This is a genomic window from Deltaproteobacteria bacterium, from assembly GCA_016219225.1.
In the GTDB taxonomy this organism is placed as follows: Bacteria; Desulfobacterota; RBG-13-43-22; order RBG-13-43-22; family RBG-13-43-22; genus RBG-13-43-22.
The window spans coordinates 46,096-58,044 of record JACRBX010000093.1 but is presented as its reverse complement, the minus strand read 5'-3'; the positions used below and the strand labels follow the sequence as shown (position 1 = coordinate 58,044).

The following is an 11,949-nucleotide window of genomic DNA, read 5'->3' as shown; positions in this document are numbered from 1 at the left end:
CGGGGCTTTGGGCCTCTTAGGCCAACAGATGGCCATGGAAGTCACGCTGGGCGGCTTGGTTTTAACAGGCGGAGATATCGCCCTGAGCAGTTGCCGGCTCCTTTCGGCCACCGGGATCAAGGTCATCGAAGAAGTGGCCCCTGGCATTCCCCTGGGAATGCTGAAAGGCGGCCTGTGTGATGGATTGAAAGTGGTCACCAAGGCCGGCGCTTTCGGTGCGGAAGATGCATTGTGCCAAGCCGTGGATTATCTGAAACGGTTTTAAACCCTCACACCCGGTGCGGGCATCACAAGCATGAAAAAGGATTTTACCTGTCGTTGATTTTAATTGTTTTTTTGTTTGCTTTGAGCTTTGAGCTATTTTCGTATTAAGGAATGAAACAGACCATGAAACGTGGAGCCATTTACAAACCAGTCATCGGAATCACCATGGGTGACGGGGCCGGGATCGGTCCCGAGATTATCGTCAAGGCCCTGATGGATAAAAAGATTTATGAAATCTGCCAACCCCTGATCATCGGCGACCGGGGCATCATGGAAAGAGCGGTCTTGATTGAAAAGGCCCCGGTGACGATAAGGGGAATCGAACAGGTCCATGAGGCCCATTTTGTTTATGGAACACTGGATATTCTGGACCTAAAAAACTTATCAGCTGACCTGCCTTTTGCCAAGGTTGACGGGCGGGCCGGGAAAGCGGCTTATGAGTACATCGAGAAGGCCGTCCAACTGGCCCTGAAAGAAGAACTTTCGGCCATGGCTACCGCCCCCATCAACAAAGAGGCCCTGGCGGCCGGGGGCAGCCCTTTCCCCGGACATACCGAGATCCTCAGCTCCCTTTCCGGAACCAAGAATTACGCCATGATGCTGATTTCAAAATCCCTCAAAGTCATCCATGTCTCCACCCATGTTTCCCTTCGCCAGGCCTGTGACCTGGTCAAAAAAGAGAGGATTATTCAGGTCATTAAACTGGCCGACGAAGCCTTGCGGCATTTTGGAATGGCCTCACCCCGAATTGCCGTGGCCGGCCTAAACCCACATGCCGGAGAAGGAGGCCTTTTCGGTAGGGAAGAAGTCGAGGAAATTATTCCCGCGGTCTCGGAGGCACAGGCCTTGGGCCTCCGGGTTACAGGCCCCGTTTCACCGGATACCGTCTTTTACCGGACGGCCCTGAAGCACGACTTCGACCTAGTAGTGGTCATGTATCATGATCAGGGGCATATTCCGCTTAAGCTGCAAGGCTTTGAGGACGGTGTGAATGTGACCGTGGGGTTGCCCTTCATCCGCACTTCAGTGGACCATGGCACGGCCTTCGATCTGGCCGGGAAAGGCACGGCGGACCACCGAAGCATGACGGAGGCCATACGAACGGCGGCCACCATGGCCCGTTCTAAGAAAAATTCGAAATACCTTTTTTCAACCCGAAAGGAGCAAGAACGATGAGAACTAAATTTTTTATTTTCGGATTTCTAATTCTTTTTGCCTGGTGTACTATCGGGACGGCCGCGGATTTTCCGCAAAGACCGATCCGCATGATCATCCCCTGGAGTGCGGGGGGAGGAAGTGACGTCCTGTGCCGGGCTTTCCAGCCAGCCATTGAAAAAGAACTGGGTCAGAGAATGCTGATTGAAAACATCCCCGCCGGATCAACCAAGGTGGGCACTATGGAGCTGTTGAAGGCCAAACCGGACGGATACACCCTGCTCTTTTCCAATGAAGCCTGGATCTCCCGGTACTACGCCAAGACCTACGATACCAAGGTCTGGGAACAGATGACGCCCATCGGCAATGTCACCTCCGAACCCCTGGCCTTTGTCGAGGTCCGGGCCGAATCGCCCTTTAAAACCTGGGGAGACCTGGTGAAGGCGGCCAAGGAGAATCCCGGCAAATTGTCCTGCGGGAACCCCGGGGTCGGATCGCCGTTGGATATCGTCTTTAAGGAAATCACCGAACAAACGGGCATCAATGTACGGTATGTACCCTTTGCCGGAGGCGGCAAATCCAAAATCGCCATGCTCGGAGGACACGTTGATTTTCGGCTCTGTCAACCGCCGGAAGCCATCGCCATGATCCGGGCCGGAAAATCCAGGGGGCTGGCGGTTTCCACGGATAAAAGGATGAAGGCCCTCACGGACGTTCCCACCTTCAAGGAACTGGGACTAAAGGGCGGGGAAATGTATACGATTATCCGCGGTGTCTGGGGACCTCCCAATATGCCCCCCGCCCTGGTCAAAACAATCACCAGGATGATCGAAAAGGCCACAAAAGATCCGGCCTTCATCAAGATCGCCCAGGATGAATTCCTCTACACCGTGGACTATCGATCGCCCGAACAGGTGAAGGCCTTTGTGCTGAAATTCGATAAGGAATTCGGGCCGAAATTGGCGGAAATCAACAAATAGATCTTGGCTTTTAGCTTCCAGGCGGAGAAAAAGCCGGTCTCAACAGGAGGAGGCATGAAGAATCGGGACGTGGTCAGCAGTATCGTCTGGATGGCCCTGGGATGCCTGTTTGTGGGCGGTGCCTTACACCAGGGCCTGATGAGAAAAGGCGTGCCGGGACCGGGATTCCTTCCCTTTTTATCAGGCATGGCCTTGATCTTTATTGCCCTTTTCGTCCTGATTCCCGCGTTGGTTCAAAAAGAAAAGGAAAATGGCAGCGATTTCTTTCCGGAAAGCGGCAGCTTCAGGAAATTAGTGTTTGCCCTGGTGGCCCTGCTGGCCTTCGGGGTCGCCCTGAATTATTTGGGATACCTGATCACCACCTTCCTCTTCATGTTTTTAATGGCCCGGCTTATAGAACCCAAGGGATGGTGGATCACCGCCCTGGTGGCTCTCCTGACGGCCGTCGTGTCTTACCTGCTCTTTGTGGTACTGTTGGAAGTGCAATTACCTACAGGGCCGCTTGGATTCTGAGCGGTCCAAGGAGGATGGAATGGATTTTTTTTCCCATGTCTACCTGGCTTTTCAAGTAGCCCTGGAACCTACCAATATATTTCTATGCTTTGTGGGTTGTCTCATAGGCACTTTCGTCGGTGTCCTTCCGGGGTTGGGACCGGCGGCCTCCATCTCTCTGCTGCTTCCCCTGACCTTCAAGCTCCCCCCCGAGTCAGCCATCATCATGTTGGGCGGTCTCTATTACGGAACCATGTATGGCGGATCCACGACCTCCATACTGCTCAATGTCCCCGGTGAGGCGGCCTCCGTCGTAACCTGTCTCGACGGCTATCAGATGGCTAAAAAAGGGAGGGCCGGACCGGCCCTGGGAATCGCTGCTTTTGGCTCCTTCCTCGCCGGAACCTTTGCCACCATCATGATCATGCTGCTGGCCCCGCCTCTGGCCGGGATAGCCCTGAAATTCGGTCCCCCCGAGTTCGTCGGCCTGGTTTTTATGGGATTGATCATGGTCACCTACCTCTCCAGCGGATCCATGGCCAAGGCCTTGATGATGGCCGTCGTGGGCTTGTTGATCAGCTTCATCGGCACCGACATCGTCACCGGCAGGGAAAGATTTACCCTGGGAATACCCACCATGGCCGGGGGGTTTGATATGGTCCCGATCGTCATGGGATTATTCGGTATATCCGAGGTCTTATTGAATTTAGCCTCTCCGGAGGGCGGCGGGGATGTCTTTCAGACCAAGTTGCGCGACCTTTTGCCGACTAAGAAGGACTGGAAGGACTCTACCGGACCGATTACCCGGGGGTCTATCATGGGATTCTTTTTGGGCATAATCCCGGGAGGCGGCGGAATGATTCCCGCATTTATTTCCTACGCCATGGAAAAGAAGCTGGCCAGGCACCCCGAGACCTTCGGCCAGGGAGATATCCGCGGGGTGGCCGGACCGGAGTCGGCGAACAACTCAGGCGCCCAGGGGGCTTTCATTCCCATGCTGACCATGGGCATACCCTGCAATGTGGTCCTGGCCATCTTGATAAGTGCACTGATGATCCATGGGGTCACCCCGGGACCGAGATTGTTGATCGAGCATCCCCGGATATTCTGGGGGGTGGTGGGGAGTATGTACGTTGGGAATTTCATGCTGCTTATCTTGAATCTGCCCCTGATCGGTCTTTGGGTCCGCCTGCTCAAGATCCCCTATTCCCTGCTCTTCCCCTTCATTGTCCTCTTCTGTCTCATCGGGGCTTACACGGTGGGCAACAATATTCAGGATGTTTATATCATGATCTTTTTCGGGATCTTGGGGTACCTGATGAAAAAGTACGATTATGAACCGGCCCCGCTTGTCCTGGCCTTTGTCTTAGGCCCCATGTTTGAGGATGCTTTACGTCAGTCCCTGATCATTTCCGGCGGGAGTCCCTTGATTTTTTTGAGCCGGCCCATTGCCGCCGCTTTTCTGCTGATCGCGTTTGCACTCCTGGTTTCTCCAGTGGCCTTAAAGTTTTTTGGCAAGGAGCGGCCGGGGGTGGGATTGAAAGAATGTTGAGTTGAGCTACTAGGAGGGAAAAAACATGTTCAAACCACAAGGCATCATCACCCCTATCGTTACGGCCATGACAGAAGATGAGAACATCAATGAAAAGGAGTTGCGCATTCAGGTCAACCGGCAAATAACCTGCGGCATAAACGGGATCTTTGCGCTGGGAACCAACGGTGAGGGATATGCCTTAACCACGGAAGAGAAATTGGAAGTCATCAGGATCGTGGTGGAGGAAACCAGTGGAAGGGTCCCCGTATATGCCGGTACGGGAGGCATCAGCACCCGGGAGACCATCTTTCTGTCAGGCCGGGCCAAGGAACTGGGAGTGGATGCCTTATCGATTGTCTCTCCCTATTTTGTGGCCATATCTCAGGAAGATATTTATCGGCATTACAGCCAGGTCGCCGAATCGGTCGATCTGCCCATCGTTCTGTATAACCTGCCGGCCAGGACGGGAAACAACATCGACTATAAAACAGTCCGCCGGCTGGCCCAATATCCCAACATCGTTGGCGTCAAGGACAGCAGCGGGAATTTTGACAATACCCTGAGATACATTGAAGATACGGATCGAAGGTTATCCGTTCTGGCCGGAAACGATTCCCTCATCCTCTGGACCCTGCTGGCCGGAGGCAGCGGGGCCATCGCCGGAACGGCCAATGTCTTTCCGGAAATCGCCCTGGGGATTTACCGATTATGGGAAGCCGGAAAAATCGCCGAAGCCAATCAACTGCAAGCCAGACTCCGGCCCCTTCGCGATGTGATGAAACTCGGGAATCCCAATTCCGTCATCAAAAGGGCCATGAATCTCCTGGGTTATCCGGTCGGGCCGGCCCGGGAACCGGTCAAAGGCATAAGCCGGGATATAGACGAAGAGTTGCAAAAGGCGTTTGCGTTTTATAAATAACCGAAAATGGGAAATTGAGACATGAAAAAGGTGGTGTTATCCCATCGGCTTTATGAAGCCGGCATGAAGATCCTCGAGGGCAAGGTTGCTGTCAGGATCACCGACACAGGCAATCCGCAGGAAATGCTTCCCGAACTGATTGACGCCGACGGGCTGATCCTTCGCATCGGATCCATCGACAGAGAGACGATGGAGGCAGCCAAAAATCTCAAGGTCATCGGACGTCCAGGCGTCGGGGTGGATGACGTCGACCTGACGGCGGCCACTGAACTGGGCATTCCGGTAGTCATCGCCCCCGGGGCCAATACGCGCTCCGTGGCCGAACACGCACTGACCCTCATCCTGGCCCTATCCAAGGACCTGCAGAACAGCGACCGGAAAACCAAAAGCGGCGACTTCCAGGTGCGCAACAGCTATAAGGCCTTTGAAGTATCGGGGAAGATCCTCGGACTGGTCGGCTGCGGCCATATCGGACAGGAACTGGCCAAACTCTGTTCGGCCCTGGGGATGAGGGTGCTGGTTTATGACCCGTTCATCCCGGCCGAAACCCTTGAGCGGCAGAGGTATGGACATGCCAAGGACCTGGAGCCTCTCCTGCAGAGCGCCGATGTCATCTCCCTGCACGTTCCCCTGACCGATAAAACCCGGAACATGATCGGCCGGAAGGAATTGGGCCTGATGAAACCATCGGCCGTCCTGATTAACTGCGCCCGGGGTGGCGTCATCGATGAAACGGCCCTGGTGGAAGCCCTCCAGGGGTGCCGGATACACGGAGCCGGACTGGATGTCTTCGCCTCCGAACCGCTCCAGGCCGGCAATCCCTGGGCCGGATTAGACAACGTGATCGTCACCCCCCACATGGCCGGGCTTACCCGGGAGGCAGCCGGAGGGGTGTCCGTCATGGCGGCCGAAGGGGTGCTGGCCGTCCTGGACGGCCAAAAGTGGCCCCAGGTAGCCAATAAGGAAGTCTACAATCATCCCAAATGGAAAGACCGGTGATCGGATGTCCTCTCCCATCTATTCCCTTCTGAATGTCCGCCGGATCATCGCCGGTCCGGGCAGTCTTTCCAGGGTTCACGAGATACCCGCCAGTTACGGGGCTCGAAAGATCCTGATGATCACCGATCAGGGGGTCTGGGATGCCGGGTTGATCGAAAAACCAAAAGAGATCCTGGAATCCGCCGGATATGGCGTGGAGATCATCCACCAGACGCCTCCGGAACCGGCTGTCGATCAGGTCAAGGCCATATTCCGGGAGGCGCAGGAACAGGGCGGTCAGATGATCATCGGCATCGGCGGCGGCAGTGTCATGGACGTGGCCAAGCTGGTCTCGGTCCTGCTGACTAATGACCTCTCGCTGGAACAGTTGATAGGCGGGGCGGAGATCACCCGCCAGGGTCTCCCCACGTTGATGGTGCCCACTACTGCCGGAACAGGTTCCGAAGTGACCCAGAACGCCATCGTTCTGGTCCCGGAGGAGCAGGTGAAGGTCGGCATCGTGAGCAGCAAACTGGTTCCGGAGGTTGTCATCCTCGATCCGCTGCTGACCGTCAAACTCCCGCCGGCCATTACCGCCGCTACCGGCATGGATGCCCTGGCCCATGCCATCGAATGCTACATCTCGAAAAAGGCCAACCCCTTCAGCGACACCTTTGCCTTGAAAACCGTCAGCCTCATTTCCAAGGGCTTGCGCCGGGCTTACAAAAACGGCCAGGACATCGAGGCCCGCGAGGAGATGCTGCTTGGCGCCCTGTTCGGGGGGCTGTGCATCGCCACATCCGGGACCACGGCCGTTCACGCCCTGGCCTATCCCCTGGGTGGCCGATACCGGATTCCTCATGGCCTGTCCAACGCCGTCTTGCTGCCCCATGTCATGAAATTCAACCTGGACGCCACCGAAGATCGATTCAAAGACCTTGCCCTCGCCATGGGGCTTCCGGTTTCCGGGTTAGCCTCGCGGCAGGCCGCCGAAAGGATGATCGAAAACCTCTATGCGCTGAATGCAGACCTGAACATCCCCGCCGGTATTACCGACTGGGGCGTCACGGAAGCCGATCTGGAGGAGCTGGTGGAATCGGCCTCCAGGGTAACCCGGCTGTTGGACAACAACCCCAGACCCATGACCAAATCCGACATGCGGGCCATTTATCGACGGCTGATGTGAGCAGGGGTCGGGGGTCGGTGGGCAGGGATCAGGGGTCTGGGATCGGGGATCAGGGAGGAGGCATGTGGAGTTAATAAGAAAAAAAAGTTTCAAGATGCAAGTTTCAAGCATAAAAAACCTTGAACCTTTTACCTTGTGCTTCGAACCTATTTTTATGCTTCGTGCTCCTGACCCCCGATCCCCGCTCTATTATTTCAAAGACCCCATATAGATCCGCGAAAAGGCACCGGCCGAACGCATCTGTTTTTCGATAATTCGGCTATAGGTCCGGATAGCTGTTTCCGAGGCACCGGCGATCATTTTCCGATAGTCAAAATCTTCTCCCGCGCTGATATTCTCTATATCCAGGTAGAGTTCCTGATTTTGCACAATAGCCTTCAAAGCCGTTGACAAGGCCGACGCGGCGTCATGCGATTCTTTGGCAGCCACCTGACTTGGAAAATGGTCAAAAAAAGCCGGAAAAGTTGCATCAGTGGAAGTATCCCGCAGGGCCTTGAGCATTACAAAACCCTCATTATGTTCCTGAAAAGCCCCCCCAAACTCCTGGTTGAGGAGTTTTTCGATCAGGATATGGGCTCTGGACACCTCGCTGACGGCCGCTGTTTTCGGTCCATGGATGCCGACCAGATCCACTAAGGCAATAAAGAGCATGGTCGCGGTGCTTCGACCGGGCATAATGGTGGTGTGGTAGGGCATGGTCATGTCCTGCAAATAATGCAACCCCCAACCGGCAAACCGGTATCCCCAATAGGGATGGCCGGTTTGAAAGGCGAGTTTGGCCAGGGAACGGAACAGATGCGTTCTTTGTTCCGGAAATGTTTTTTTAAGGCTCGGTGCGGCCGCGAAAACCAGCCCGGATTCCTGATAAAATCCCATGTGGAAAGGGGCTTGTGATCCATAGACGAGCTTGGGGTTGCCGAAAGCTTGTTTGCCGTATCCGTATTCCTTGCCGAACAGGGTATCGTTATCTGCGAAGAGACCGATATCCAATCCATAATCCGGCTCGTCGGAAGCCGATGAAAGTACCTGAAGGGCGCTGATTTTTTCTCCAGGCCGGAGCGGGATGAAGGTGAGATTCTTGGAATCTTTCTTTAAAATGCTTAGGGCCGACCAGGGTAACGGTTCTTTTTGGGGGGCCGGACTGCCCGGCAAGAGCATGACGAACAGAGGGAGTTCCATGTTGGGATTCAGCCGCAGGGCCTTCAGAAACCGGATCCGGAGGTTGGTTTCCTGGCTGGTAAGGAAATTCAGCGACGCCGGGGTAGCCGGATAGGCCGGGATATTTGAAAGGGCCCAGGTTTCTTCCGCTTTCAATAGTTCTCCGATTTTATCCTTCTCTTTTAATAAAAACGCATCCAGGGGCTCGGCGGACACTTCTGCCAGATATTCCCGGTTTTCCCCCATGGCTGGATAGGTCAGATAGGCATGATTGGACCAGGCCTGGGCGGAAATCGGCAGAACCGCCAGAAGGGCCATTGTAATCCACAAGATCCTGAAAGGAATTTTATAACGCATCGGCTTCTCCTGTTAATAAGGTATGGTCATCGTTGACGGACTTGGGAAAGGCACAAATGTCAACCTCCTAAAACCGTCATTCCCGCGCAGGCGGAAATCCAGGCCAGGACAAGTTTTCACGGGAATGACGCAATTGGGATCTCCCGGACTTTTTAAAATTCTATCCGCTGATTAAAGGTATTACATACAATGGGAGGAAAAACAAGACCCTCATTGATAGGAATTTCAAAAATCTAGGGTTAGAATTTCCTTCCAGGGTCCGGTAACCGAATTAAAACAATCTCGTTACCATCCCGTAACAAAAAAAGGTTTAAATAAAATGTCATTTAATCATAGACATAAGAAAGAACACATTATAAAATGATTCCCAGAATGGCCAAGCCCAAAATTCTTATTGTGGAAGACGAACCGGATATCAGGGAACTCCTCCATTTCAACCTGGAAAAGGCCGGTTATCAAACCTTTCAGGCTGAGGATGGAGATCAGGCCATACTCCTGGCCAAAAAAAACACGCCGGATCTGATCCTTTTGGACCTTCTCCTTCCGGGGCTGAATGGATTGGAGGTCTGTCGCCAGTTGAAACGGAACCCCGACCTGCAACATATTCCCATTATGATGGTTACGGCCAAAGGAGACGAGATGGATCGGGTCGTGGGCCTGGAATTGGGCGCTGACGACTATGTGGTCAAGCCTTTCAGCCTCCGGGAAATTGTCCTGCGTATCCAGAAACTATTGGACCGTCGGGAGAAACAAGGGGCCCCTTCTTTCCTGAAGGCCGATTCCCTGATCCTGGATCAGGAAGGGCATACCGTCAAACTGGAAGAAAAATTCCTGGATTTGACCGCCACGGAATTTCGGCTGCTGGCCCATTTGATGCGTAATCGGGGAAGGGTCCAAACCCGGGAAATCCTGTTGGATAGAGTTTGGGGATATTCCTTTGAAGGTTATTCGCGGACTATTGACACCCATATCCGTAGAATTCGCAAAAAATTGGAGTCTTATCAAAATCTAATCGAAACCGTCCGGGGCGTCGGATACCGTTTCAAGGTCTGAGGAATATGAGCTTCCGCTGGTACCTGAAAATATTGTCGGCCTTTATCTTAGTCATTGCCGTGGTGGTTATTCCCAGCACCATCTACCTGGGAGCCAATCTTAAACATTTCATGATGGTCCAGAAGGAGGAAGAATTAAAACGGGAGCTTAAATTGGCCGCTTTTAGGATTTCGGACCATATGACTACCGGTCCATACAGCCTATCCAAAATCCAGGCCCTGGCCAATCAGGTCAGCCTTAGCCTCCAGAGAAGAGTCACTATCATTTCAACAGATGGGCGCGTCTTGGGCGATTCAGGTCTGAGCCCGGAAGTCATCGACAAGGTCGATGACCATTCTTACCGTCCGGAAATCCTGGAGGCCAAAACCAAAGGATTTGGTCGAAGTATCCGTTTCAGCACCACCATGCAGGCCAATACCTTATACGGGGCCATACCCATTTTCCAAAAAGACCGGTTATTGGGGTATGTGCGCTTAGCCCTGCCTTTGAGTCAGCTCGATGGCTTAATAGATGATTTGCGCTGGAAACTCGCTCTGGTCGGAGGATTGACCGGGTTGCTGGCGATCCTGCTCAGCTTCTTTTTAACCTGGGGAATCAACCGTCCTCTGCGGGAAATTACCGACATGGTAAAAAGAATGGCCGGAGGGGATCTCAAGCAGCCCTTCCATCTCCTTCCAAAAAATGAATTCAGTGATTTGACCGCCTCCCTGGAACGCATGGCCAATGAACTGATCGAAAAAATGGAGTTATTGGATACGGAAACCGGCCAGTTAAAGACCCTGCTTTCGAACATGCAGGAAGGCGTCATGATAACCGATGAAAAGGGACGTATTATTTTAATGAACCCCTTCCTGGCGTTGGTGCTGGGAGAAAAGATCTCCTGGAAGAAGCGCACCGTCCAGGAAGTATTTATGAACAGTGAATTGCAGGACTCTGTGGAAACTGTTCTAAAAGGCAACCCTTTTAAAAGATTGCAACTGACCTTTGGCCGAAACCTTCCACGGCATTTCGAAGTTCAGGTGGTTCCCTTGACGTTGAACTATCGGCATCCCCGGGCCGTAGCCATATTCCATGATACGACCGAACTCCAATACCTTTTAAAGGTGCGTCAAGATTTTGTTGCCAATGCCTCCCATGAACTCCGGACCCCATTGACCTCTATCAATGGGTATGTTGAAACACTCCTTTCGCTGGTCCCTCCGGATCCTCCTGAAATCAAACGTTTTTTATCCATCATGCAAAAGAATGTCAAACGGATGAATTTTCTGGTATCCGATTTATTGGATTTGGCCAAGCTGGATGTTCAGGAAAAATCGAAGATTACCCTGGAACAAGTCCCGGTCAAAGAGGTTCTGGAAGCCGCCGGTCAGATGATCATGGACCAAGCCAAAGAAAAAAAGATCAATTTCTCGAAAGAAATCGACGCCATCCCCGAGAACCTGACGGCCTTTTGGGAAAAAGACCGGGTTTTACAAGCCCTGTTTAATGTTTTGGATAACGCTGTTAAATATACCCCGCCGGGCGGACAGGTGCGATTGACGGCGGAAATCATTTCGGATTTCGGATTTCGGATTTCGGAATCAGGGAAAACTGACCTATCCAGACCAACGATACAAGAAGAATTCCGCACTCCGCAATCTGCAATCAAAATTTCTATCGAAGACACCGGTATCGGCATTCCCAGGGAACACCTCTCCCGCATCTTTGAAAGATTTTACCGGGTAGACAAGGCCCGGTCCCGGGAATTAGGGGGAACCGGTCTGGGTCTTTCCATAGTCAAACACATCGTCGAATCCCATAAAGGGACGGTAGGGATTCAAAGTGTCTTAAATCAAGGCACTACGGTCACCATCACGCTTCCCTTTAAATAAGA

11 protein-coding genes are annotated in these 11,949 nt (G+C 53.2%); 10 read left to right on the top strand and 1 reads right to left on the bottom strand.

The features are described 5' to 3' along the window. From HY879_07970 to HY879_07935, 8 genes are all read left to right on the top strand, one after another. Positions 1–265 (top strand): four-carbon acid sugar kinase family protein (locus tag HY879_07970; protein MBI5603278.1); only part of this gene is annotated, 265 nt, incomplete at its 5' end. 164 nt (positions 266–429) lie between these two features. After that, entirely contained in the window at positions 430–1,440 is a 1,011-nt protein-coding gene (gene pdxA / locus HY879_07965) for a 4-hydroxythreonine-4-phosphate dehydrogenase PdxA (protein MBI5603277.1), read from the top strand. Further along, the gene (locus HY879_07960) at positions 1,437–2,399 is read left to right on the top strand and encodes a tripartite tricarboxylate transporter substrate binding protein (protein MBI5603276.1); all 963 of its coding nucleotides are present in this window, start codon (positions 1,437–1,439) and stop codon (positions 2,397–2,399) included. The genes pdxA and HY879_07960 overlap by 4 nt, the downstream gene beginning before the upstream one ends. 54 nt (positions 2,400–2,453) lie before the next feature. Beyond that, complete coding sequence (locus HY879_07955) at positions 2,454–2,912, top strand: tripartite tricarboxylate transporter TctB family protein (GenBank protein ID MBI5603275.1); 459 nt, start codon at positions 2,454–2,456, stop codon at positions 2,910–2,912. A 19-nt stretch (positions 2,913–2,931) separates the two neighbouring features. Beyond that, positions 2,932–4,443, top strand: a complete 1,512-nt coding sequence (locus HY879_07950) for a tripartite tricarboxylate transporter permease (GenBank protein MBI5603274.1) — start codon at positions 2,932–2,934, stop codon at positions 4,441–4,443. Between the two features lie 25 nt (positions 4,444–4,468). Next, a complete protein-coding gene (dapA, locus tag HY879_07945; protein MBI5603273.1) occupies positions 4,469–5,344 on the top strand; it encodes a 4-hydroxy-tetrahydrodipicolinate synthase in 876 nt (291 codons plus the stop codon). A gap of 21 nt (positions 5,345–5,365) precedes the next feature. Then, on the top strand, positions 5,366–6,343 hold the full coding sequence (locus HY879_07940) for a hydroxyacid dehydrogenase (GenBank protein MBI5603272.1): 978 nt from the start codon (positions 5,366–5,368) through the stop codon (positions 6,341–6,343). A 4-nt stretch (positions 6,344–6,347) separates the two neighbouring features. Beyond that, positions 6,348–7,508, top strand: coding sequence for an iron-containing alcohol dehydrogenase (locus tag HY879_07935; protein ID MBI5603271.1), 1,161 nt, complete (start codon positions 6,348–6,350; stop codon positions 7,506–7,508). Between the two features lie 189 nt (positions 7,509–7,697). Here HY879_07935 and HY879_07930 read toward each other — a convergent pair whose 3' ends face one another. Beyond that, positions 7,698–9,023, bottom strand: coding sequence for a phospholipase (locus HY879_07930; GenBank protein MBI5603270.1), 1,326 nt, complete (start codon positions 9,021–9,023; stop codon positions 7,698–7,700). 372 nt (positions 9,024–9,395) lie between these two features. Here HY879_07930 and HY879_07925 point away from each other — a divergent pair, with 372 nt between their 5' ends. Both HY879_07925 and HY879_07920 read left to right on the top strand, forming a co-directional pair. After that, complete coding sequence (locus HY879_07925; GenBank protein MBI5603269.1) at positions 9,396–10,076, top strand: response regulator; 681 nt, start codon at positions 9,396–9,398, stop codon at positions 10,074–10,076. Positions 10,077–10,081: 5 nt separating this feature from the next. Further along, positions 10,082–11,947 (top strand): HAMP domain-containing protein, encoded by a 1,866-nt coding sequence (locus HY879_07920; GenBank protein ID MBI5603268.1) that lies wholly within the window; start codon positions 10,082–10,084, stop codon positions 11,945–11,947. The last annotated feature ends 2 nt before the right edge of the window (positions 11,948–11,949 follow it).